Origin of the sequence: Kitasatospora sp. NPDC001540, assembly GCF_042894345.1 — a bacterium.
Taxonomy (GTDB): Bacteria; Actinomycetota; Actinomycetes; order Streptomycetales; family Streptomycetaceae; genus Kitasatospora; species Kitasatospora phosalacinea_C.
Window position 1 is genome coordinate 12,980 of record NZ_JBIAVO010000041.1, and the last position, 23,592, is coordinate 36,571.

Genomic DNA, 23,592 nt, shown 5'->3' on the forward strand with positions numbered 1-23,592 from the left:
GTCACGGGCAGCCAGGCTGCCGGGGGGGCTGGGAAGACGACCTGGTTCTTGATCCACCGGACACCGACCCGACGTCCGAGGCCATGCTCCGCATCCTTGCGGAGCAGACTCAGGTCTGCAGGACGGCACGGGAGGCAGTACTTACAGGCGGTGCCTGCAGGATCGGGGACGGAGTGGTCCCCGCGGAGGTGCTGGCCGGTACTTACGCTGTCCGGCTCGAACACACCAGGGCCGCGAACATCGAGACTATCGGGCTGCCCGAGACCGTGGCGGCCCTGAGGGAGCACGGTGCTCAGCCTGTCCAGCTGGTGGGGTCCATCGACAGTCCGGACGGCTCATGGCACTTCGTGGTCTTCCTCGCCGCTGACGGTTCGCTGGCAGCCTGCACGGGCGTTCGAAAGATCAGTCCCGAAACGGGGATCATGGGGAGACTCGATCATGACGGGCAACGCACGAGGGGCGGAGATCGCCGACTCAGGAGTGGACTGGTCGGGAGTTCGTGAGCAGGTTCTGGCCCTGCGGGACGCCCCGTTCGCGGGTGAGGTCTTCGGGGCTCGTTGGCAGGGTTTCGGGCATGACTTCCCAGTGGAGCCGCCCCTCAGCGAGACCGATCTTGCGGAAGCCGAGAAAGAACTCGGCGTTTCCCTTCCGCCGGACTACCGCACCTTCCTCCTCGAAGTGGGCGCGGGCGGAGCCGGCTCTTTCTACGGGGCCTTCCCTCTGCGGCGCGACGAGCAAGGCTGGCACTGGTTGGACGGCAAGGTCCGAAGCGACAACACGCTCCTTAGGGAAGCCGTTCCCTTCCACGGAGGAGCGGGCTCGCTGGGCGGAGGAACTCGACGCTCGCGAGCTCGTCAAGGACCACTTCTCTGACGGCTTGGCGTGCCGCACCCTGCCTGACCCGTGGTACTCCTACTCCGCCGGTTCCCGGTCCGCCACGCCGCCGACGTCCGCGACTGACCGCCACGTACCGCCCGATCTGGCACGCCTGTGGCACGCCAGTCAGCCCGCCAGGAGATCGCGCCGGTCAGTACCAACGTCGATAGCGATTACTTGAAACCATCGACTTATCCGACTTTTTGAGGTTGCACCTGCCGCATAGTAGCTGCAAATTTGTCAGGTCGTTGAGTCCGCCTTTCGCCAGGGGGGCCATGTGGTCATAGTTCGCGTCCGGAAACGTGTCAATAAGACCTGACAGATCCGTTCGACACGATGCGCAGCGCCCTCGCTCGCGATAGAATACTGCCCTCTTGGCCCACACTGGAGGACGCACCCGCTTAAGTTCGCCGGCACCAGAGAACAGTCGAGCCACTTCCTCATCTTCCTCCGCCAGGTACCCCGGATCTACATCTTGCAGGCGACCGGCAAGATGCCTGTTGAGTCCCTCTAGGGCTCGACGGTTGAGGAACATAACGAAGAAGACCTCTTCAGCAATCCTCATGAGGAGGTCTTCATATACCTGAGTCAGCATCATGTCTTGATGGTGCTCATAGCATGCGTCTTCCACCCACGTGGGCGTGCGCTGCCGAAGGATCCCATCCTCCCCCCGGATGAGTTCACGTTCCTCCGGGATGAAGAATTCCGGCTCCTCGACCAGGCCATACAAATGAAGGGCCAAATCGACAGGAAGAATCCACTGGGGATGCACAGGATCAGGCCCCCATGGGACACACACCGGCCCGCTGGTGTCTTCCGCGAAAAAATCGTCAGCAACATACCTGATGATCCGATGAAGGGCCGTATCCTTCTGCCAACTGGGGGCGAAAGCAAGAATGCCATCCTCAAGAAACAGCGCCTCCAGCTCCCGCAAGTAATTGACCGGATTCAGGCAAATAGCCTCGACTCGCGTCGCAATCCTGTACGTACGAAAGTACTCGTGCTCAATCCATTGGCTATTCCCTGACACGGTTCCCCTCCACCGAGATCAACCCGGTGTTCAGACTATCGAGATTCATGCCTCGGTGCGGATGCTTCGGGGTCAGCGCGGGCGGCGGAGCGGTTTTGGCCGGTGTCCTGTCCGGTCTGGGGTCGAGCATGATCGGGGGGCCGTAAGCTGCTGCGACTCGAGCAGTCCTATCTCGCGGCGTACCACGCCTGGGACAACGAGTGGGAGAAGCTCAACGACGAGATGACCGCTGGGGCCGTATGTCTCAGCTTGTTGTTTAACCTCGCAGGTCACTCGACCTGCTGATCTGCGATTCTTCCCGGGACAGCAGAGGTGGCCGTTCTCCACGCTTCGAGATGTCGAGTCACGAAGAACCAGAGAACGGCCGCTGCTCATGAGTCTTCCCGTCGACGCGCCCACAGGTGGCGCGTTGGGCATCTTGTCCCGCTTTCGGGTCGAGTTCTACGAAAGCCTGTACAAGCGGGCGGATGTGCTCTTCGAGCTCACCGACGCCCTGCTGTGCACGGACGGCCCGGTCAAGACGCTGGTGGACCCGTCGCTGGCGGGAGAGCACCGGCGCGGACACGGGGCGATGTACGCCGCGCTGGACCGGGGCCTCAAGGTCGACCACCTTCCCAGGAAACGCGAAGCGAAGCCGCTGTGGCTGTGGTCCTCCGCCACCGGCATCGACACCGTCCACCTGGACCGGATCTGGCGCACATTCCTACGCAGATTCGACCTTGAACACACCTTCCGCCTGCTCAAGGGCACCCTCGGTTGGACCACGCCGCACTTCCGCGCGCCGGATACCGCCGACCTGTGGACCTGGCTGGTCATCGTCGCCCACACCCAGCTCCGCCTGGCCCGCCCGCTGGCCGCAGACCTCGGCCGCCCCTGGGAACGACCACTGCCCGCAGCGAAGTTGACCCCCTCCCGGGTCCGCCGCGGGTTCCGCAACATCCGCGCGAAGGCCCTCACCCCAGCCCGCGTGCCGAAACCTTCTCGACCCGGTCCCGGACGGCCCCCCGGTTCGAAGAACCGCCAGCCAGCACCTCGCCACGACGTCGGCAAGACCGTCAAGCGCGAACCCACGCTCCAGGCCCACCTCGCCGCACGAGGTTAAAGATCAAGCTAAGTCGGTGGGAGCGCCTTCGCCACGACCTCCTGAATCCGCGAGCGTACTTCGGGGTTGGCAGTTGCCAGAGCCGTCGCGCCGGAGACGATGAGGGACCACATCGCGGTCTGCGCCAAGGCGGGGTGGCGCGCGACGGGAGGAATCAGGGGGACCAGCCAGGCCGCGGCGAACCACAGGGCTGCCGGGACGACCCTGGCCCGTACACGAGACACGAGGCCGGGAGCGGCGGCAGGTGGAGGAGCCGTCGCCAGCAGCGCAGCCCGGTCACCGCGTGCGACCAGCAGCATGCCTCGCACCAGGGACTCGACCACGGCTGTCACCTCTGCTTCGGACCTCGCCCTCACCAGGTCGGCCTTCAACAGTCGGATTCCTTCGGCGATGCGGTCGGCCTCAACACGCAACTCCTTGCGAAGCTGCCCGTCCGCGGCATCGGTCCGATCGGTGAGGGCGAGACAGCGAGCGGCGTCGACCGCAAGTGTCTCCACGGCCTCGGCCCATCGGCGGCAAGCAGCCGACGAGCGCCACGTGCTGCGCTCGCTGTGGATCCGGTGGGCGACCCAAACGATCCGGACGACCAAGGCGTCGTACGAATGGCACTCCTGACTGACCTTGCGCCGATGAACCATCAGTCGCCATATCAGTAGGGGGAGTTCGACGGCTACGACGATCAAGAGCGCTGCGTGGCCGATCTGCGGAAACAGCCACGGCGACACCCACTGCTTCGGCGCTCTGAACACCATGACCCAGGTGAAGGTGGTCAGGCCGGTGGCCAAGGCGACGGCGATCCGGGCCGTGAGAACCCGGTACCGGACGCTGGGCAGCCACAGCGCTGCTCCGAACGTCCAGACCAAGGCGACGATCAAGGCTGAGGCGCGCGCGTTGCCTCCCATCACGACGAGCAACGGCGGCAGGGCGATCGGGACGAGCCAGGGCGACAGCCACTGGTAGTAGAGACGGTGCCCGACCGCGACACGTTTCTCGATCGCGGTTCGGACCGGGGAGAAAGCATCCCGGTCGGAGGCCGAGGAGCCCACCAACGGGACCAAGGTCCGCGCCATCCTCATCACCGAGACCAGTTCCTGGCTGCGGCGCCGCGTCACCGCCCTCCCTGTCGCCCAGCTTCCCGTGGTTGCCCGGACAGTCGTCCAACTCATCCGATCTCCTTCATCATCGAACAGCCGCATGACTCTACGGCGCAGGTGCGCCCGGGCATCTTGGTGGACGAACCACAGGTCGGCGCTGTCGCGAATCGCCATCCCCGTGGTGCTCGCGCCGGTAGGCTCCCTGCATGGTGACTGCTGAACCGAAGGTGTCGCTCACGGGCATCAAGCCGACCGGAGAACCGCACCTCGGCAACTACATCGGGGCCATCAAGCCGGCCCTGGAGCTGGCCGGCGGGGCCGAGTCGATCTACTTCATCGCCGACTACCACGCGCTGACGTCGGTACGCGATCCGGAGTTGCTCGGCCGGTGGACCCGTTCGGTGGCAGCCACCTGGCTCGCGGCGGGGCTGGACCCCGAGCGCACGATCTTCTACCGCCAGTCCGACGTCCCGGAGATCTTCGAACTCCACTGGGTGCTCTCGTGCTTCAGCGCCAAGGGACTGATGAACCGCGCCCACGCGTACAAGGCGGCGCGGGACCGCAACCGTGAGGCCGGGGTCGAGGATCTGGACGCCGGGGTCAACATGGGGCTGTTCAACTACCCCGTGCTGATGGCCGTGGACATCCTGATCATGGAGGCGGACCTCGTCCCGGTCGGCAAGGACCAGTTGCAGCACGTGGAGTACGCGGCGGACATCGCCGGCGCGTTCAACGCCGTCTACGGAGACGCCTTCCGGCTGAAGATCCCGAAGGCCGTCGTGCCGACCGAGGACAGCGGCCGCACCCTGCCCGGTACCGACGGCCGGAAGATGAGCAAGTCGTACGGCAACACGATCCCGCTGTTCGCGCCGGAGGCGGAGCTGCGGAAGACCGTGCGCCGGATTCCGACGGACAGCACGCCAGTTGAGGCGCCCAAGGATCCCGACTCCTCTGCGGTGTTCCAGCTGCTCTCCCACTTCGCCGATCCGGCGACGACGACCGAGGTCCGCGCGCGGCTGGAGGCCGGCGGAATGGGCTGGGGCGAGCTGAAGGACAAGCTGTACGTCGTCCTGAACGAGCAGCTGGGCCCGCTGCGCGAGCGGTACGACGCGCTGATGCAGCCGGGCAGCGAGTTGGAGGAGCTGCTGGCGATCGGCGCGGCCAAGGCGCGCAGGCGGGCCCAGCCGGTGCTGGAGCAGGTGCGGAAGGCGATCGGGATCGGCGGCTGATCCCCCGGTCTGTCAGCTTCTGGAAGCCGCGGCCCGGGCGACCTGGTCGGCTGCGTGCCAGGCGGTGGTCCACTTGCCCGGCAGGCAGACGATCAGGTTCGCGACCTGTCCCCAGCCGGCAGGCGGATGACGGAGATCGACCACGACCGCCGCCGGGTCGGGTCGGGTGCCTACCGGCTCCGCGACCTGGCCCCATTGCAGACGGACCCGCTCTGCGGGCAGACCCGGCCACCGCGCCGACAGGGCCGCCGCGATCCGGTAGTGCTCTACGGCGTCGTCGGCAGGACCGCCGGGACGTCCGGGAAGTGCGACACGGAGTTCGTTGCGCTGGGGGCTTACGGCGAGCAGGTCGCCGTCGAGCCAGTAGGTGAGCGGGAGTCGGGGGACCGGTTCCTCCAGGACGCCGTACGGCAGGTTGATGATCGCCAACGGGTGCTGGATGCCGAGCAGGTCGAGCAGATGAGCCGTGCGGTGGCCGGCCGCCAGTACGAGGGTGTCGGGCCGGTAGTACCCGGCATCCGCGCTCCACAGGACCACTTCGGTCCCGGAGAGGACCGGCGCGCACGACGCCGGACGGGCGAAGCCGACCCCGCGGGTCGCCGCGTGCGCGATGGTCCTGGAGTGCACGGCGGCCACGTCCACCGAGAGGTCGGGCAGGGCGAAGGCGGCGGCAGGGGCAACGGACGGCCGAGCTCCGTAGCCGTCCAGTTCTGCAGCGGACAGTGGTCGTGCGGGGATCCCGAGGTCGGACCACGCCTGCGCATAGCGCTCGACTTCGCCGAGCGAGCCGAAGAGGGCCAAACCCGGCGCGAGTCGGACGTCCTCGCCGATCAGACCGGACCAGCGGGAGCGGTGCTGCCAGCAGGCGGCCGCAACCTCGGGGAGCACGGGGGCGTAGACGGCTCCCGAGTGGAGTTGGCCGAAGTTCTGCAGGGACGCGCCGACGGCGCCGTCGCCGTGGCAGCGGACGTGGTGCCCTTCCTCGGCCAGCCGGGTGGCGGCGGTGAGTCCGGCGAAGCCGGTGCCGAGAACGACGGTGTCAGGGGTACTGCTCATCGTCTTCCTTCGATCGGGCGGGCTGATCACCCGCGATGACGGTCCGGGCTCGGGGCATGTCCAGGTACCTCTCGAAGGCGCGGACGAGCCGCTCGGGCGCACCGTGGTGGTCCACCCCGGCGCGGATACGGGGAGGCAGGAGCGCGAGCCGTTCGCGGCTGGCACGCCGGTGCGCGGTGGGGCTGTTCCGGCCCACCGTGCGGGAGAGGACGAGTGAGCCCAGTGCGCCGGGCAAGCCGGTGATCCCGCGGTGGACGTACGGTTGCGGATCACTTCCTCGAACGACCCACAGTGAGCGTCGCGCCGGGTGGTGGCCGATGGCTTGCAGAGCTGCCGCGGCAGCCTCGTAGGTGCAGCTGTTGCCGACGACCGCGCCGGGACGGTCCCCGGACCGGTCGGGCTTGGCGGTGTCGACGAGCTGGGGCAGCAGAACGAGGTCGACGCATTCCAACCGGGCGTAGTGGAGAGCCTGTTGGCGCTTGGCCCTGCCGTAGGGCGTCTGGAAAACCGGCGGTGCCAGCGCGGCCGTCGTACCTGCGGCCAGGACCCGGACCGCATGTCCCTCGGCAGCCAGCAGCCGACGGGTTCGTACCGTGAAGGTGGTGGCGGCAGAGATCGACCGTCGCATCGAGACGACGCTCGTCCGGTCGAGGACGAGATCGACGAGGACGACCTCCCCCGCACCGCCCGGCAGGTCCAGCAGCCGGTCCTGCACCGATGCCCACTGGGCGGCCGTAGTCAGGTCCGCGCAGATCCAGCCGTCCGGCGGCGGGTCGTCGGCAGGGCTTCGGGAAACGCCGATGACTCGGTGCCCCTGCGTGCGGAGCATCGGCAGGAGGTGCCGACCGAGACGGCCGGTACCTCCCAGCACGACGAACGTCCGACCTGCGGTCACCGGCCGCACTCCCGCCAGATCCTGGCGAAGGTGGAGAACGTCTCGGCGAACCGGTGCTTGGCCCGCTCCCACCCGACGGCCTCCTGTCGCCTGCGCCGGAATGCCGCCCGTGCCTGGTCGATCTCCACCATGGTCCAGCCGCTGCTGAGTTCGATCGCCGAGAGCAGGGGACGCTGGCTGGCCTCGTCGTCGGCGAGGACGCGGGAGGCGATCTCCTCGTCCGCCATGCCGAGGTGGATGCCCGAGGCGGGGATGCTCTTGGACATCTTGGGGTAGTCGCCCAGGCCCTCCAGGACGCGGAAGTAGAGCGCCCCGAGCTCGACCTGCCAGCCGAGGCTCAGCTCGCCGGCCTCCCGTTGCCGGTCGAGGACGAGTCGGGACAGTTCGGTGAAGTAGCTCTCCTCCAGGCCCGAGAGCATCAACACGCGGGCGGCGCCTTCCTCGGCGGGGCCGAGGATGTCCGCGACGGTGTAGAGCGCGTCCACGGTGAGACCGACCTCGCTCCCGAGCAGACCGTGGTCCTGGTAGAGCTCGACCAGGTCCTCGTGGTGGTCGAGGAAGTCCTGGCGGCTGAGGAACCGGGCGATGCGCCCGCACCGCACGAGGTTGGCGGTGTCGGTGTGCGAGCGCATCCGGACCGGCGCGAACTCGGCCTGCGAGTCCAGGCCGATCGCCCGCATGAAGCTGAACATCTGGTCGCGGACGGCGGTGAGCTGGTGCCACGGCACGTTGCGGGAGTTCCACGCGCCCAGCTCGGAGACGACCACGGTCATCGGCACCCGCAGGTGGCGCTGCAGCTCGATCACTCCGAGCATCACCGACAGGGTGCCGGCGGTCGGGGCGTTGGTCGGTCCGAAGCCGGTCACGACGGCCAGCGGACGGTCGGAGTCGAGGGGGAGGACGTCCTGCAGCCGGTCGTGGTGGGTGAACCGGCGGGTGAGGGGGCCGAGCGTCCTGCCGACCCAGTTCTCGTTGACGGGCAGCGGTTGCGGAGTCATCGGAGGCCCTTCGAGGCGGCGGTGCGGAGACGGGGAAGGAGCCGCTCGGCGCGGCCGTCCAGGCGGGCCTCCCGGACCAGCTGGAGGGCCTCGTCGTCAGCAACTCCCGGGCGCGCGGTGGCGAGGATCGCGGCGGCGTTGCGCTCGACCAGGTCCGTGATAGCCGGGTCACCGTTCGGGCGGAGGGACTCGACCAGAGCGGCCGCGTTGGTGGCGTGGTCGGTGCGGTGCCTCACGGCCCGCCGCCACGGACCGGTGGCACCGTCGCTGTGCTGACTGACGAGTCGGACGGCTCCGTGTTGCAGTACCGCGCTGGTGCTCGTCCCGAACGAGGCGAGTTCGTCGATCCGTTGCCCGGGCCCGATCCAGGTCGTCACGACCCGGCCGCGGGCGATGTCCGGGCGCACGGAGTGGATGCCCAACGCGGCGGTCCGCACGTCGTCGTGGGCCAGCCCGTGGAGGAACGCGTCGGCCGACACGACCAGGGTCGCGGCCGGCATGAAGAAGCTCATCGGGCTGAGGAAGTCGAACCGGCCGTCGTAGCGGGCCGCGTAACGCGGACAGAAGGACGCGTAGTCGACGAAGGCGATGCCGTACGTGGCGGTGAACTCGGAGATGCGGGCGGGATCGGTCAGCGAGGGCACGCCGAGTGCGGTCAGGACGTCGGACGCGCCCGAGACGGCCGAGACCGACGACGAGGTGCCCTTGACGACGTGCACACGGCTGGCGGCGGCCAGCAGGGCGGCGGCCGTGGAGACGTTGAACGTCTTGAAGGTCTCCTTCCCGCTGCCCGAGACGGTCACCGTGCCGTCCGGCACGAGCACCGGATCGGCCAGGAACTCGGCGAGCCTGTCGTCGAACGCGACGACCTCGTCCCAGAGTCGGGCGAGCAGGACCGGGGTGAGGCCGTCGCCGTCGAGCAGTCGGCGGGCCCAATCGCGCCAGCTCTCGTCGGCCTCGTCCCCTTCACCGCGAAGGGCCTCGACGAATTGCTGCATGTCCGCCGAGCAGGAGCCGTCGGAGACTCCGGGAGGCGTGGTCGTCCTGCGAACCTGACGCGGAATGAAGGGAGTTGCCTGTACATCTGAGCGTGATGCGGGGTGGAACATAGTGCGGCCTCCAGTTCGTTCGTACCGGTGGGCACTGTTGCCACGGACATCACACCGGACATAGCGTGATCGCTGTATCACTCCGAGTTGTCGAGGCCGTTCGCCGTCCCGCTCAACGTGACTTCAACATCCGCTTACACATGGGATCGCCGACCTCGGACCTAGGCTCGGAATCATGCTGACGAACCGTGAGCTGGTGGGGGACTTGAGCAGGGACCGATCGGGCTGGCGGCCCGAGAAGCTGCGGGAGATGCGAGAAGCCCACGGGCTCACCCTGGAGGCGGCCGGGGAACGCCTCCGTGAGACCGCGCGCCGCGCAGGACTCTCCGCACCCGCCGCCAACTTCCAGACGCTGTGGCAGCACGAACAGGGTGAAGTCTTTCCCGGGCCGCACTACCGGCGCGCGTACTGCCTGCTCTACCGGGCGACCGAGCCCGAACTCGGCTTCCGCAAGGCACTCCCGGCCGAGCAAGTCGGTCATCAAGTCTCCTACTCCAAAGAGCAGTTGGAGAGCGAGCACGTCCAGGCTGTCACCCGGGCGCTCAAGCACTTGGTGCCCACTTCGGCGAAGGGCGGCATCCAGGGTGCCCAACAGCGAATCCTCGACGCCTGGCGCAGCCGACACACCGGTGGCGATACGAACCAGCCCTCACTCCTGCTGATCGGTGGATTCGCTGGAAGTGGTAAGTCCGAATTCGCCAAGTTCATATCCCAGTTGACCGGTTGGCCGCTCCTCGACAAGGACCCGCTCACCCGGCCGCTGGTGGAGCGCCTGCTGACCGAGCTCGGGTGCGACCCCAACGACCGGCAATCCGAGACCTACCGGACCGAGGTCCGGCCGCTGGAGTACCAGTGCCTCATGGAGTCGATCCTCGCCAACGTCGAGTGCGGCATCTCCACCGTGGCCACCGCCCCGTTCATCAGCGAGATGACCGATCCGGTGTGGATGCGGCGCCTGACCAACCGCTGTGCGGCGCACCAGGTGGAGGTCACGCCGATCTGGCTGGAGTGCGACGCGGACTCGATGCGCGAGTACATCGCCTTCCGTTCCGCCGCCCGCGACGCCTGGAAGCTCAGCAACTGGACGGACTACGTCGACGGGATCGACCTCGCCCTCCGCCCGGTCGTCCCGCACCTCGTCGTCGACAACCGCTACGGATCGGCCATCGCGGTCGCCGACCAAGCCCGATACGCCCTGGGAGTGGCACGCGCATGAAGACCGGGATCATCCTGTACGGACCGCCGGCCAGCGGCAAGGACACCATCACCGCGGCCCTCATCGAGCAGGACCCAGGGCTGGCCCAGTTCGCCCGGCTCAAGATCGGTGACGGCCGCAGCCAGGGCTACCGGGTGGGCACCCCCGAGCAACTCCACCAGCTAGAAGCCAGCGGCGGCGTCATCTACCGCAACGACCGCTACAACAACACCTACCTGATCGACCGACCGGGCCTCGACGCAGTCTTCGCCGCCGGCCGAACCCCGATCATCCACCTCGGCCAGATCGCCGGCATCGGCGCCCTCACGACGGGCTACCCGGCATCCTGGCTCACCGTGCAGCTCTCGTGCCCACGGCACGTGACCGAGCAGCGGTCCGTCCTGCGCGGCGACACCGACACCCCGGCCCGCCTCGCCGCCTGGGACGCCACCGAAGCCGACGTCCTGGCCCACCCCTCCGTGGGGTGGGGCCTCCGTCTGCGGACTGACCGGCAGTCGATCGAGGAGTCCGCGCACGTCATCATCGAGGCGCTGAAGCCAGCCGATGAGCCGGTCTTTTAACGGCGTTCGTGGAGATGGTCCAGTGCGTCCACCAGGCTGAGTTCCGCGTCCCGCGCACCCTCCCAACGGAGAAGTGCCTCGGCCGCGCCGCGCATCGGCTCACCCGGCAGCCCGCACTCCTCCAGCAGTTCGGCGGCCTCCACCAGCTCGGGCGCCCAACGCCAGGCCCGGCCAGCTGTCTTGGGAATGTAGCCGGTCTCCACCAGGTAGCTTCCCGAGCGACCGGCGGCGATCTCCAGCAGCTCGTCCTCGACACCGTGGTCAGCCGCCAGCGCGTACGACAGCGCCGCGAGCACCCGGGACGCCTTCTGATAGCTCGTGTACGAGAGCTTGAGCGCGCTGGCCTGTCCGAGCTCGGCTCCGAGGACACGGGCGCGTACGTCGGTACCGGCGAAGAGCCGCACCACCTGGTCGACCGCCTGCTCGGGACCGGACAGGAACAGGCGAGGCTGCTTGCCGCCACGCGGAGGCGAACCCACCACCGAGCCGTCCACGACCGTCGCGTCGGGCAGCGCCGACGCGATCCGCTTGACCCGTTCCGGGGTCACGGCGTTCGCTTCGACGTAGACCCCTCCGTAGCCGTGCTCCGCGACCTCGGCGGCAAGCTGCTCGGCAGCGGCAGGTGGGCAGACGGAGAGCAGGACCTCGCACCGCGGAACCAACTCGTCGAGGCTCGGAACCTCGGTGAGGCCAGCCTCGACCGCGCGACTCCGGGTGGCCTCGCTCCGACCCGCCGAGCACCAGAGGACAGTCGTCCCGGCCTGGCGGATCTGCGCCGCGACCGCTGCACCCATGCTGCCCGGGTGCAGCATTCCGACCACCGGCCGACCGCTGTTCATGCGTGAACCCCGTTCATCCCGAGCAACAGCTCGATGGCTTCGCCGGCGTCCGAGACGACGTGATCCGCTTCGACAGCGTTGCCGTTACCACCGGACACCCAGATCGTCCTCAGACCGGCAGCCCGCCCACCGGCCACGTCCTTCTCGGGATTGTCGCCGATCATCCACCCGCCGGAGAGCCCGTCGGCTCCCAGGAGGCGGGCCGCCTCGGTGAAGATGCCGATCTCCGGCTTGCGGATGCCGACCTCCTCCGAGACGCACACGGCGTCCACCCTCCGATCGATCCCGGTCCTCGCGAGCTTGGCCCGCTGTATGTCGCCGGCACCGTTGGTCACCACCGCCAACCGCCAACCGGCCGCGCGCAGCTCCTCCAGGCCGGACAGAACCGCGGGTGGGCAGATCACGGCGGCTGCCATGCCGCTGCAGTAGCGCTGCCACAACTCCTCGGTCGGAGCGGAGAGGGCGAACTCACTGCGCAGGCGGTCGAAGTCGCTGCGATAGGCACGCTCGTACATCGCGTCCAGCAGCCACTCCTCGACGTCCTCGGCGAAGCCGAGATCGGAGCAGAAGCTGCGGACGCACGCCCGGAACCCCTGCGTGCGATCGACGAGGGTGTCGTCCAGATCGAAGAAGGCCAGTCGCTGCACGGCGGCAACTCTACTGTGGGCAAGGACGGTTGTTCGGGTCTGGAGCAACGATGCCCTTCCTGGAGTAGCGCCGGGAACTGGGGCGGCTTTTGGCACGAACGTTTCCCGATTTTCCGATGCGGCGAGTGCGTCAGCTGGTACCGCCGCCGACGTGGCATGCCGCAGGAGGTCCTGGCTGGCCTGGTCGGGCGGACCGCCGACTGGCTGAGCAAGGTCGAGAACGGCCGGATCGAACTCGACCAGCTCACGGTCATCAAGTCACTCACGAGCGCACTCGTCGTCCAACTCGGCGATCTGCTGGCCGAACCGTCGCTCCTCGACGGGGCCGCCGACTCCCAGGGCAGGGCGGTCACGAAGCCCCGCGAAGCGCTCATGGACTACAACCGCTCCTGGCCATCGCCGACACCGCGCAGCCGCCCGACCTCAACATCCTGCGCGCCGAAGTCGGCTCCGCCTGGTCCGCCTACCAGGACGCCAGGTACTCCCGAGCGACCAGACTCGTCCTCGACATCCTCGCCGAAGCGAACAGGGCCGCACAGCGCCTCGGCCACGACGCCAACCACATGTGGACCGCCTTCGGCCCCACCAACGTGGCCATCCACCGGATCTCGACCGCGATGGAACTCGGCGACATCCAGATCGCCGCCGGCCAGGGCCCCCGCGTGGACTCCTCGACCCTCCCGCTCGAACGCCGCGTCCGGCACACGCTCGAAATCGCCCGCGCCTACAGCGCGCAGAACCGCATGGACGAGGCGCTCGCCCTTGTCCTGGACGCCAAAAAACTCGCCCCGAGCAAGTCCGCTACCACTTCATCCCGCGACACCTCGTCACCGCCTGGGTCCGCCAACAACGAGGCAGGCCGAGCCACTTGCTCGCCGTCGTCGCCCAACGGCTCAGCATCGTCGCGTGATCGCGACGGACGACTACAGTCGTTGCCATGAGCGACTCCCAGCCCGAAGAGGTCGTGGCCCAACCCCGCACCGCCGCCGGCGTCCTCTTCTTCGACGAGGACGACCGCATCCTCCTCGTGAAGCCGACCTACAAGCCCGGTTGGGAGATCCCCGGCGGGTACCTGCGCGCCGGAGAGACCCCGAGCGAAGGCGCCGCCCGGGAGGTCAAGGAGGAACTCGGCATCACCCTGCCGATCGGCCGTCTCCTGGTCGCCGACTGGGCGCCGCACCCCACCGAAGGCGACAAGCTTCTCTTCGTCTTCGACGGGGCGTCCTCCCGGGCCACGAACTCGACCACATCGCCGTCGACCAGGTGGAGATCGGGGAGTACGCCTTCCACCCCAGTGACCAGTTCGACGAGTTCCTCATCCCGCGCCTCGCCCGGCGCGTCCACGCCGCCTGCGCCGCCAGGAAGCAGTCCGAGACGGTCTACCTGGAACACGGAGCGACCCGCCCGTAGGCCGCATCTGGTGCAAGTAGTGCCAGAGAAGCAGGATCGCTAGCTTCCCTTCATTGTCCAGGCTCAGCACCGAGTCTGCCTCGCAAGTCCGCCTTGGCCTTTTCCCAAGATCGCATTGGTCGCTCAGGCTAACCTCTCTCGTAAACGGACGACTGGGCCGACAGCCCAGGCAGTCGTCTCCTAGGCAGCGGCAGGAAGCGGAGAGCAGTGGCGACTACGGTGCACGAGGTCCTGAAGACGATCCGCGAGACCTCGAAGGACAACTATGAACTCGGTAGTCGCTTCGAGCAGCTCATGGTCAAGTTCCTACGCACCGATCCCCAGTGGAAAGAGCAGTTCAGCCAGGTCTGGCGGTGGGTTGACTGGCCCGGAGCCGCGTCGAACAAGAAGGACCTCGGCATCGACCTCGTCGCACAAGACCGGGAGACCGGCGGCTTCTGTGCGATCCAGTGCAAGTTCTACGAACCCAAGTACACTGTCCAGAAGCCGGACATCGATTCGTTCCTCTCGGCCTCGGGCAAGGGTGACTTCAGCCGCCGGATGATCATCTCGACGACTGAGAAGTGGGGCCCCAACGCCGAAGAAATCATGAGGGGGCAGCAACCTCCGGTCACTCGCCTCGGCCTGTCCGACATCGCAGCGAGCCCGATCGACTGGTTCTTCCCATCTTCCGGGCCGACCTTCATTGCGGATCTGAAGCTGCACGACAAGAAGTCGCCGCGACCGCATCAGCGGGAAGCAATCGACGCCGTGTTCGCCGGCTTCACTGGCAGCGACCGCGGCAGGCTGATCATGGCCTGCGGCACCGGGAAGACCTTCACCAGCCTGAAGATCGCCGAGCGCCTGCAGCACGAGCGGGCGGCAGCAGGTCACGAGCACACCACGGTACTGTTCCTGGTTCCGTCGATCGCCTTGCTGTCGCAGACCCTCCGTGAGTGGTCCTCGGAGAGCGAGGTCACGCTGCGTCCCTTCGCGGTCTGCTCCGACACGAAGGTCGGCAAGCAGCAGATCGTCAACGACAACGTGGACATGGCCACCCACGACCTGGCGCTGCCGGCCACGACCGACCCAGGCAAGCTGATCAAGCAGATGGCCAGCGTGGCGAAGGGTCCGGGGCTGACCGTCGTGTTCTCGACCTACCAGTCGATTGACACGATCGCAGAAGCGCAGAAGAACGGTCTCGGTAAGTTCGACCTGATCCTCTGCGACGAAGCTCACCGCACGACGGGAGTCACCCTCGCTGGTGCGGATGAGTCGGCGTTCGTACGCGTCCACGACGACACATATCTGGGCAGCGACCGCCGCCTCTACATGACAGCGACACCTCGCATCTACAGCGAGGAGACCCAGCAGCAGGCGAAGGAGTCAAGTGCTGCTGTCGTCTCCATGGACCGTGAGGACCTCTACGGTCCGGAGTTCCACCGCCTCGGCTTCGGCAAGGCCGTGGAGCAGAACCTGCTCACGGACTACAAGGTCCTGATCCTCACGGTCGACGAGGGTGTCGTCGCCAAGACCTTGCAGGAAGGCTTCGCGGGTGGCGCCCCCGAGCTGGACCTGGACGATGCCGCGAAGATCATCGGCTGCTGGAACGCCATGGCCAAGCGCACTGGCACCTTCACCGACGGCACTGGCTTCGGCACCGACGAAGCTCCCATGAAGCGCGCCGTCGCGTTCGCTCGCTCCGTCGCCGACTCGAAGCTCATCGCCGAGAACTTCAACGCGATCGTCGAAGCCTACGACGACGCGGACGACGAGGTGCTCCACTGCGAGGTGGACCACGTCGACGGCACCTTCAACACCTTGCGGCGCAACCAGAAGCTGGATTGGCTCAAGCAGGACCCAGGGCCAGCCAACGCCCGGATCCTGTCCAACGCGCGGTGCCTCTCCGAGGGAGTCGACGTCCCCGACCTCGATGCAGTGCTCTTCCTGCACCCGCGCAACTCGGTGGTCGATGTCGTGCAGTCGGTTGGCCGCGTCATGCGCCGGGCCAACGGCAAGAAGTACGGCTACATCATCCTGCCGGTCGCCGTCCCTGCCGGCACGTCCCCGGAGAAGGCTCTGGCGGACAACCAGCGCTTCCGCACCGTGTGGCAGGTACTCCAGGCTCTGCGCGCCCACGATGACCGGTTCAACGCGACAGTGAACCAGATCAGGCTCAACCAGGAGGCGCCGCAGAACATCGGCATCGGCCACGTCGGCCCGGGCGACGAGCAGATCGGCGACCAAGACGGATCCACCACCCCCGCGGACGCCCAGAACGCGCAGCAGCAGGAAGCCCAGGCGGCTCAGTACATCCAGGAGGCCCTGCTCAAGGTCGAAGACTGGCGTCAAGCCATCTACGCCCGCATCGTCGAGAAGGTCGGCGAGCGCACGTACTGGGAGAAGTGGGCAAAGGACGTCGCGTCGATCGCGCAGGCGCACGTCACTCGGATCAAGGCCGCGCTGAAGCTCAACGACAAGCGGGCCGCGTTCGAGGAGTTCCTCGACGAACTGCGGGCGACGATAAACCCCGGTGTCACCGAGTCCGATGCGATCGACATGCTTGCCCAGCACATCGTCACCAAGCCCGTTTTCGACGCACTGTTCGGCAGTTATGCGTTCACTGAGCACAACCCTGTCTCGCAGGCCATGCAGAAGATGCTTGACCAGCTCGGCGACCAGGGGTTGGAAGCGGAGAGCAAGGACCTGGCAGGCTTCTACGATTCGGTGCGGGTGCGCGCCGAGGGCATCGACAACCATGCCGGCCGTCAGCAGGTCATCGTTGAGCTCTACGACAAGTTCTTCAAGACCGCCCTGCCGAAGACTGCTGACGCGCTTGGAATCGTCTACACCCCGGTCGAGGTGGTCGACTTCATCATCCGTTCCACAGAGCAGGCACTGGTCAAGCACTTCGGTCGCTCACTGACGGGCGAAGGGGTCCATATTATCGACCCGTTTGTGGGGACCGGCACCTTCCCGGTACGACTTCTGCAGTCTGGGCTCATCAAACCCGAAGACCTGCTGCGGAAGTACACCAGCGAGCTGCACGCAAACGAGATCGTCCTGCTCGCTTACTACATCGCTGCCGTCAACATCGAGGCGGCGTTCCATGACCTTACCAACGGCAGCGACTATCAGCCATTCGAAGGCATCGTTCTGACCGACACGTTTCAGCTCGCCGAAGGCGGGGCCGCAAAGCTCGATGGCATGGACGTGTTGGAGGGCAACAGCGAACGGGCGAAGAAGCAGAAGACCCAGCCGATCATGGTCGTCGTCGGCAACCCGCCATATTCGGTTGGACAGGACAATCAGAATGACGACAACCAGAATCTCAAGTACGAGACACTCGATACTCGAATTAAGGATACGTATGCCGAATATTCCACGGCAATCTCTGTCCGCACTCTGTACGATTCGTACATCAGGGCAATTCGCTGGGCATCAGACCGAATCAGCCAAGAGGGGATCGTTGCCTACGTCTCCAATGGCGGGTACATCGAAGGCAACACTTACGACGGTCTGCGCAAGGCTCTCGCCAACGAATTCGATGCCATCTACTGCTACAACCTCCGCGGAAATCAGCGGACGGCCGGCGAGCAGGCACGGCGAGAGGGCGGGAAGATCTTCGGGTCCGGGAGCCGCAATACTGTCGCCATCCTGATTCTTATCAAGGGCAGCAAGGTCACTTCTCCCGGTGGACTCCACTACCGGGACATTGGCGACTATCTGAGTCGCGAGGATAAGCTCCAGATTCTGGCGCGGCAGAGCCTCGACACGGTCGAATGGCAGTCCATCATTCCAAACGCCGACGGGGATTGGATCGACCAGAGGAACGAGGATTTCTCCGGCTATCAATCTCTCGTCGCAGGCAAGGGGGATCCCGCTCCCGCAATTTTCTCGACTCACTCACTCGGCCTCGGAACAAACCGCGATGCCTGGGTGTACAACTATTCCACCCGGCGAGTCGCCGAGAACGTAAAATCGACAATCGAATTCTATAACGAGCAGGTGGACGGCTTTTCCCAGCACTGCACCACCCATGGAATCATCGACCCGAAGGCCGCCGATGCAGAGAAGTTCATCGACCGCGACGAAAAGAAAATCAGCTGGTCCTCGAGCCTGATCCCCAAGGTTGCGCGCAGGAAGAAGATCTCGTTCTCTTCGGATCGGATCGCGTCCAGCACCTACCGGCCATTTAACCGACAGATGGTCTACTTCGACCCGGACCTGAACCACAGGCCCGGGAAGCTGCCGCTGATGTTCCCGACCCCCCAGCAGGAGAACTACGGCTTCTACATCAACGGGTTCCACGCAACCGCCGAATTCGCACTGCTGGCAACCGACGGCATTCCCTGCCTTGACGTATTCGGCAAAGGCGGATACTTCTTTCCACGCTACACCTTCCGAGAGGTCACCACAGGTGAAGATCTGTTCACCGCTGCCGAAGATGAAGCCACCGAAGGCTTTGAACGAGTAGAGAACATTACTGATGCGGCACTGTCCTCATACCGCAAAGCCTACGGCGACGACAACATCTCTCGGGATGACATCTTCTTCTACACATACGCCCTGCTCCACTCCCCGACCTATCGTCAGAAGTATGCAGCCGATTTGAAGAAGTCCCTGCCGCGTATCCCCATGGCGCAGGACTTCTTTGGTTTTGCTGCGGCTGGACGTTCGCTCTTCACCCTCCACCTCGGCTATGAGCACGTCGAGCCGTACGCCGGCATCGTCGAGAAGATCTCGGGCGCGACCTCGACAACCTCACCGAGCGAGCTGTACCGAGTCGGCAAGAAGATGAAGTTCCCCCGTTTGAACGGCCAGCTCGACCGCACCACCATCATCTTCAACCCCCGGGTTACCCTCACCAATATCCCGGAGGAGGCATACCGTTACCAGCTCGGCGCCCGTTCAGCGATCGAGTGGCTCATGGACCGGTACTGGCTGAAGACGGACAAGGACTCGGGGATCGTCAACGACCCGAACGACTGGTCCGACGACCCTCGCTACATCGTCAACCTACTCAAGCGCATCGTCACGGTCAGCCTTGAGACGATGAAGATCGTCGACGCCCTCCCGCCACTCGACATCGTCGAGTAGCGGGAGAGCTGACCCCTCACCCGTTCTAGTCGGCGTTCTGTCAGGGCTGTGGGCCCTGCCAGAGCGCCGACCGGTCACGCCCCGGTTGACGCCAACCGACCCGAACAATGGCGTCCGACGGCAGCCTTCCACGGACGGCAGAATCACCCAAAACGGGGCATCGCACCGCCTCGGCTTGGCCTGAAAAGCGGAAGGTCGCCGGTTCGACCCCGGCCCTGGCCACCACGTACGACCAGGCACGATGCCCTCAAAGCAGCCGCTTCGGGGGCATTTCTGCGTGGTTCGCCGCCAACGGCGCAGCAGACGGTCATGGCATCCCGCCAGAGGGCGAGTACGTGACGTACTCGACGTACGGGCGCGACCCTGGTTCTCGGACGAGGAGGCTCCCCGTGGCAGCGGTCCACTACGAGAGCTACACCGAAGCCCGCGCACACCTGAAGGATCTGCTGGACGCAGCCGGGCAGGGCCGGGTCGCGACCGTCCGCCGGAGCACCGAGTACGCAGCGGTGGTCGACGCGGGGCTGCTGCGCCACGCGCTCACGCTGCTTGTGCCCGTCCAAGGCCGAGGTGGTCGCCGCGGACGACGGCACGTTCGACGAGGCCGTCGACGAGGTGATCGAGGCGCGCCTGTAGCACCAGGCGAGGCACTTCCCGTGGATCTGGTCTTCATGCTGATCAACCGCGTCGGACTCACCGAGGACCAGGTCGCCGAGCTGGACAGGGCCCAGGGGATCGCGCGGCTCCAGCAGTTCTGGACCGAAGGCCGCTGACACCGGCAACTGGCTCGCCACCTGGGGCCCGCTGTCTCTCGCGGAGCGCGGCCAACCGTTGCCAGAGCTGAAGGCCGCATCCGACGTGGTCACAAGCGTCACGGAGTTCGGCCAGGAGAGCCACGGCGGCGGCGTAGCGGGTCACCTGCTCACGAGCGACGCGGTTCTCGGCCTCGCACCGGCTCGCTTCCCCGTCGATGGCCAGCGGTCGGCTTCGTCACCCGCACCTCGGCTCGAACCCGCTCGGCGCGGTGCGGACATTCCGCGGCTCGCACGTACGCTGCGTCCGGCAACGCCGCGGCGGAGCGCTGGCCGTCCGGCCGCCGCGAAGGATGGAAAGCTGGAGGCATGACTTCACGCCGGGTGCTCGCCGATGCTCAGCTTCTGTGGGACTTCCACCAGATGCACCACGAGCTTCGACCGTGCTCGGTCGCCATCGGGCTCGGCAGCCACGACCTGGGAGTGGCGGACACCACCGCCGAACTGTACCGGCGCGGGATGGCACCGCTGATCGTCTTCACGGGTGCCACCAGCCGAACGACCCAGCAACTGATGCCCCGCGGCGAAGCAGTGCACTACCGCGAACGGGCGGTCGAGCTGGGGGTACCGGCCTCGGCGATCCTGGTCGAACCGAACGCCCGCAACACCGGCGAGAACATCCGCTTCTCGCGCGAGCTGCTCGAAGACGCCGGCGTCAGCGTCTCGTCCGTCCTCCTGGTCAGCAAGCCGTACGAGGAGAGGCGGGCATACGCCACGGCGTGCAAGCTGTGGCCCGAAGTGGAGTTCGTCAGCGCATCCACTCCGCTCTCGTTCGAGGAGTACGTGGCGTCCATCGGAGACGTGCGCCTGGTCATCGACATGTTGGTCGGGACCTTGCAGCGTCTTCTGATCTACCCGCGCGAGGGCTTCATGATCAGCTTGCCCGTTCCTGACGACGCGGCCTCCGCCCACGAGCGATTGATTCGGGACGGGTTCACGAGCCGCCTCGTCACTGAAGCGACGTAAGGCCACCGCCTTCAGCTTCTGCGTCGATCCTTTCCCTACGGGACCACGGGCGCTACACGCCCGGGTGAGGCAGCGGCCGACCGCGCAAGGCGGACGGACGGTCGTGGGTGGTTGCGGCCCAACACGCCATCGTGGCCAGGGCGGGCGACTTCACGGTTTCACCCACCTGCCAGGACGGTCCCCGCACCGAGCAAGAACGGGGACCTGCGATCAGGTCCAAAGAGCCCTGACCGAGTCGCAACAGCTTACGGCCCTCGATCATGATCGGATCAGACCAAGCAGGACACCGGCCAAAACCGCTCCGCGATCCCCTGATAGCGTGCTCAACCGGTCAGTCCCGGCACCGTCGGGGCGCCGAACCGGGGGGCGATCGTGGGGGACGACGTGGGTGGGCCGGGCGGGCGGGGGACCGACTGGGCGGGGGTGCGGGAGCGGGTGACGGCCCTGGGGGAGGCGCCGTTCGCGGGGGAGGTGTTCGGGGCCCGCTTCCAGGGCTTCGGGCACGACTACCGGCTGCGGCCGCCGCTCACCGAGGCCGAGGTCGCGGAGGTCGAGGAGGAGTTCGGCGTCCGCTTCCCCGCCGACTACCGCGGCTTCCTGCTGCAGGTGGGCGCGGGCGGGGCGGGGCCGCACTACGGGGTCTTCCCGCTGTGCCGGGACGAGCGGGGCTGGCACTGGCTGGACGGCAAGGTCCGGAACCACGGCACGTTCCTGACGGAGCCGTTCCCCTCCGCGGAGCAACGGGCCCGTTGGGAGGCCGAGTTCGACGCCGCCGAGCCGGTCGCGGCGGACTTCCCCGACGAGGCGTCCCACCGCGCGGCGCACCGCGCCTGGGACGACGGGTGGGACGTGCTCGACGAGCGGATGACCTCCGGGGCGTTCTGCCTCGGCCACCAGGGGTGCGGCTACTACACCTGGCTGGTCGTGACCGGGCCGGAGCGCGGCACCCTCTGGAACGACCTCCGGGCGTGCGGCAGCGGCATCGAACCGCTCACGCCGCCCGGCGGCGGCAACGACCGCACCACCTTCGGCGAGTGGTACCTGCACTGGCTGGAGGAGGCCACCCGCGAGGCCCACGGCCGCTGAACGCCGCTCGCCCCGCCCGCCCCGGACGGGGCGGGCAGGGCAGGTCAGGTCGAGCAGGTCTGGTACTCGTTGTACGGGTCGGTCGGCACGAGCGGAGTGCCGGTGGCCGCGTGCGCGGACGCGGCGACGGCGAGCAGCGCGAGGCCCGCGGCGGCGACCGGGGCGGACGGGCGCTCCGCAGCGACCCGGTCGACGCGCTCGGCCCGAAGACCCGGCAGACCTCGAAGGCCCGGCAGACCCCGAGGGCCCGAGGGCCCGAGGGCCCGGCGGGGGCCTAGCGGGAGGTCTGCTCGATCAGCGCGGCGAGGCCGTCGAGGACCCGCGGGAGGCCGAACTCGTAGGCGTGGTCGGCGTTGTAGGCGCCGCCCTGGGCCTGGCCGGCGGCGGCGCCGACGCGGGTGGCGACGGGGTAGCGGGCGGGGTCGAGGACGCGGGCGAGGAGTTCGGCGTTGGCCTCCCACCACTGCTGGTCGTTCATGGCGCTGTCCTGCTGGGCGGCGCGTTCGTCGGCGGCGGCGCGGGCGCAGGTCTGGACGAAGCCGAGCAGGTGGGTGAGGGCGGCGTCGAGGCGGACGTCGTCGAGGCCGGTGCCTTCGAGGGCGCGGAGCTCGTACTCGTACTTGGCCATCAGGCCGGGGCCGAGCGGGGGGCGGGTGGTGGGGACGGCGGCGGTCCAGGGGTGGGCGGCGTAGAGGGCGCGGTTGTCGTCGGCGACGGCGGTGGCGCGGGCGCGCCAGCCCTGGTCGGCGGGGGTGGTGCGGGGCATCGCGGCGTAGAGGGTGTCGAGCATCAGGTCGAGCAGCTCGGCCTTGCCGGGGACGTAGGTGTAGAGCGCCATCGGGGAGAGGCCGAGTTCCTGGGCGACGCGGCGCATGGTGACGGCGTCCAGCCCTTCGGCGTCGGCGATCCGGATCGCGACGGCGGCGATCTCGGCCGGTGAGTGGGCCTTCCGGGGTCCGCGGCGGCCCGCGGTGGGGGCGAGGGGGACGCCCCAGAGCAGGGCGAGGGTGTGCGCGGGGTCTCCGGCGCTGCTCCGGTTGCTGGCCATGCGGGGGATTCTCCCACGCAGAAATCTCCGTACTGTGTATACTGTACGACGTACAGAGATTCTGGCACCCGCTGTACGGCACGCCCACACGATCCGGGAGGACCTCACCTTGAAGATCAACCGCTCCGCCGTGTCCCTGACCGTCGAGGACGTCGCGGCCTCCGCCGCCTTCTTCTCCGAGCACCTCGGCTTCCGCGAGGAGATGTCCGCCGACGGCTTCGTCTCGCTCGGCCACCCGGACGCCGGGATGAACGTGGTGCTGCTGCGCCGCGGCCTGGAGGTGCTGCCGGTCGGCTTCCGCGACCAGCACGCGGCCGGGCTGATCCTGGCGTTCACGGTGGACGACGCGGCCGCCACCGAGGCCCGGCTGAAGGAGGCCGGGGTCGAGATCACCATGCCGCTGCTGGACGAGCCGTGGGGCGAGCGGCTGTTCCAGGTCACCGACCCGAACGGGCTGGTCGTGCAGTTCGTCCAGTGGCTGACCCCCGAGGCCTGACAGGCGCGCTGCGGCGGCGCCCCCGGCGCGGCCGGGGGCCGTCAGCG

General features: G+C 67.4%; 21 protein-coding genes and 2 pseudogenes. 14 read left to right on the top strand and 9 right to left on the bottom strand.

The features are described 5' to 3' along the window. The first annotated feature begins 438 nt into the window (after positions 1 to 438). The gene (locus ACFY00_RS32650) at positions 439 to 873 is read left to right on the top strand and encodes an SMI1/KNR4 family protein (RefSeq protein ID WP_388036358.1); all 435 of its coding nucleotides are present in this window, start codon (positions 439 to 441) and stop codon (positions 871 to 873) included. A 154-nt stretch (positions 874 to 1,027) separates the two neighbouring features. On the opposite strand, the gene ACFY00_RS32655 is transcribed toward ACFY00_RS32650, so the two are convergent. After that, positions 1,028 to 1,810: an HNH endonuclease gene (locus ACFY00_RS32655; RefSeq protein ID WP_388036360.1), complete on the bottom strand. Its 783-nt coding sequence runs from the start codon at positions 1,808 to 1,810 to the stop codon at positions 1,028 to 1,030. Positions 1,811 to 2,501: 691 nt separating this feature from the next. Here ACFY00_RS32655 and ACFY00_RS32660 point away from each other — a divergent pair. Next, a pseudogene (locus ACFY00_RS32660) lies at positions 2,502 to 3,008 on the top strand (transposase); the annotation flags it as partial. An 8-nt stretch (positions 3,009 to 3,016) separates the two neighbouring features. On the opposite strand, the gene ACFY00_RS32665 reads toward ACFY00_RS32660, so the two are convergent. After that, a complete protein-coding gene (locus tag ACFY00_RS32665) occupies positions 3,017 to 4,276 on the bottom strand; it encodes a hypothetical protein (RefSeq protein ID WP_388036363.1) in 1,260 nt (419 codons plus the stop codon). A gap of 32 nt (positions 4,277 to 4,308) precedes the next feature. Between ACFY00_RS32665 and ACFY00_RS32670 the strand changes: the two genes are divergently transcribed. Continuing rightward, positions 4,309 to 5,331, top strand: a complete 1,023-nt coding sequence (locus ACFY00_RS32670) for a tryptophan--tRNA ligase (protein ID WP_388036365.1) — start codon at positions 4,309 to 4,311, stop codon at positions 5,329 to 5,331. A gap of 12 nt (positions 5,332 to 5,343) precedes the next feature. Here ACFY00_RS32670 and ACFY00_RS32675 read toward each other — a convergent pair whose 3' ends face one another. Genes ACFY00_RS32675 through ACFY00_RS32690 form a run of 4 tightly spaced genes read right to left on the bottom strand, consistent with a single transcriptional unit; the run spans position 5,344 to position 9,278 of the window. Further along, positions 5,344 to 6,387, bottom strand: a complete 1,044-nt coding sequence (locus tag ACFY00_RS32675; RefSeq protein WP_388036367.1) for an NAD(P)/FAD-dependent oxidoreductase — start codon at positions 6,385 to 6,387, stop codon at positions 5,344 to 5,346. After that, positions 6,371 to 7,282 (bottom strand): NAD-dependent epimerase/dehydratase family protein, encoded by a 912-nt coding sequence (locus ACFY00_RS32680; protein ID WP_388036370.1) that lies wholly within the window; start codon positions 7,280 to 7,282, stop codon positions 6,371 to 6,373. The genes ACFY00_RS32675 and ACFY00_RS32680 overlap by 17 nt, the downstream gene beginning before the upstream one ends. Beyond that, positions 7,279 to 8,280, bottom strand: a complete 1,002-nt coding sequence (locus tag ACFY00_RS32685) for a hypothetical protein (protein WP_388036373.1) — start codon at positions 8,278 to 8,280, stop codon at positions 7,279 to 7,281. Before ACFY00_RS32685 ends, ACFY00_RS32680 begins: the two co-directional genes overlap by 4 nt. Then, complete coding sequence (locus ACFY00_RS32690) at positions 8,277 to 9,278, bottom strand: hypothetical protein (RefSeq protein WP_388036376.1); 1,002 nt, start codon at positions 9,276 to 9,278, stop codon at positions 8,277 to 8,279. The genes ACFY00_RS32685 and ACFY00_RS32690 overlap by 4 nt, the downstream gene beginning before the upstream one ends. A gap of 361 nt (positions 9,279 to 9,639) precedes the next feature. On the opposite strand from ACFY00_RS32690, the gene ACFY00_RS32695 reads away from it, so the two are divergent. Both ACFY00_RS32695 and ACFY00_RS32700 read left to right on the top strand, forming a co-directional pair. Continuing rightward, positions 9,640 to 10,605, top strand: a complete 966-nt coding sequence (locus ACFY00_RS32695; RefSeq protein WP_388036379.1) for an AAA family ATPase — start codon at positions 9,640 to 9,642, stop codon at positions 10,603 to 10,605. Next, on the top strand, positions 10,602 to 11,165 hold the full coding sequence (locus ACFY00_RS32700) for a guanylate kinase (protein WP_388036381.1): 564 nt from the start codon (positions 10,602 to 10,604) through the stop codon (positions 11,163 to 11,165). Before ACFY00_RS32695 ends, ACFY00_RS32700 begins: the two co-directional genes overlap by 4 nt. Here the strand turns inward: ACFY00_RS32700 and ACFY00_RS32705 are convergent. Further along, complete coding sequence (locus tag ACFY00_RS32705) at positions 11,162 to 12,004, bottom strand: DUF1932 domain-containing protein (RefSeq protein WP_388036384.1); 843 nt, start codon at positions 12,002 to 12,004, stop codon at positions 11,162 to 11,164. The genes ACFY00_RS32700 and ACFY00_RS32705 overlap by 4 nt on opposite strands. Further along, a complete protein-coding gene (locus ACFY00_RS32710; RefSeq protein WP_388036387.1) occupies positions 12,001 to 12,651 on the bottom strand; it encodes an HAD family hydrolase in 651 nt (216 codons plus the stop codon). The genes ACFY00_RS32705 and ACFY00_RS32710 overlap by 4 nt, the downstream gene beginning before the upstream one ends. 156 nt (positions 12,652 to 12,807) lie before the next feature. Here ACFY00_RS32710 and ACFY00_RS32715 point away from each other — a divergent pair. From ACFY00_RS32715 to ACFY00_RS32750, 8 genes and pseudogenes are all read left to right on the top strand, one after another. Next, a pseudogene (locus ACFY00_RS32715) lies at positions 12,808 to 12,891 on the top strand (hypothetical protein); the annotation flags it as partial. A 323-nt stretch (positions 12,892 to 13,214) separates the two neighbouring features. Then, complete coding sequence (locus ACFY00_RS32720; RefSeq protein WP_388036390.1) at positions 13,215 to 13,592, top strand: hypothetical protein; 378 nt, start codon at positions 13,215 to 13,217, stop codon at positions 13,590 to 13,592. Next, complete coding sequence (locus ACFY00_RS32725) at positions 13,589 to 14,104, top strand: NUDIX domain-containing protein (RefSeq protein WP_388036393.1); 516 nt, start codon at positions 13,589 to 13,591, stop codon at positions 14,102 to 14,104. Before ACFY00_RS32720 ends, ACFY00_RS32725 begins: the two co-directional genes overlap by 4 nt. 176 nt (positions 14,105 to 14,280) lie before the next feature. After that, positions 14,281 to 19,140 carry a DEAD/DEAH box helicase gene (locus ACFY00_RS32730; RefSeq protein WP_388036395.1) on the top strand — a complete coding sequence of 1,620 codons (4,860 nt, stop codon included), beginning with the start codon at positions 14,281 to 14,283 and terminating at the stop codon, positions 19,138 to 19,140. A gap of 389 nt (positions 19,141 to 19,529) precedes the next feature. Continuing rightward, positions 19,530 to 19,910: a hypothetical protein gene (locus ACFY00_RS32735; protein WP_388036398.1), complete on the top strand. Its 381-nt coding sequence runs from the start codon at positions 19,530 to 19,532 to the stop codon at positions 19,908 to 19,910. 348 nt (positions 19,911 to 20,258) lie between these two features. Beyond that, on the top strand, positions 20,259 to 20,915 hold the full coding sequence (locus ACFY00_RS32740) for a YdcF family protein (RefSeq protein WP_388036399.1): 657 nt from the start codon (positions 20,259 to 20,261) through the stop codon (positions 20,913 to 20,915). Positions 20,916 to 21,350: 435 nt separating this feature from the next. Next, complete coding sequence (locus ACFY00_RS32745) at positions 21,351 to 22,001, top strand: SMI1/KNR4 family protein (RefSeq protein WP_388036402.1); 651 nt, start codon at positions 21,351 to 21,353, stop codon at positions 21,999 to 22,001. Positions 22,002 to 22,111: 110 nt separating this feature from the next. Then, positions 22,112 to 22,279: a hypothetical protein gene (locus ACFY00_RS32750; protein ID WP_388036405.1), complete on the top strand. Its 168-nt coding sequence runs from the start codon at positions 22,112 to 22,114 to the stop codon at positions 22,277 to 22,279. Here the strand turns inward: ACFY00_RS32750 and ACFY00_RS32755 are convergent. Beyond that, positions 22,276 to 23,049: a TetR/AcrR family transcriptional regulator gene (locus ACFY00_RS32755; protein ID WP_388036407.1), complete on the bottom strand. Its 774-nt coding sequence runs from the start codon at positions 23,047 to 23,049 to the stop codon at positions 22,276 to 22,278. The genes ACFY00_RS32750 and ACFY00_RS32755 overlap by 4 nt on opposite strands. Positions 23,050 to 23,158: 109 nt before the next feature. Here ACFY00_RS32755 and ACFY00_RS32760 point away from each other — a divergent pair, with 109 nt between their 5' ends. After that, positions 23,159 to 23,545 carry a VOC family protein gene (locus ACFY00_RS32760; protein ID WP_388036409.1) on the top strand — a complete coding sequence of 129 codons (387 nt, stop codon included), beginning with the start codon at positions 23,159 to 23,161 and terminating at the stop codon, positions 23,543 to 23,545. Positions 23,546 to 23,592: the final 47 nt, after the last annotated feature.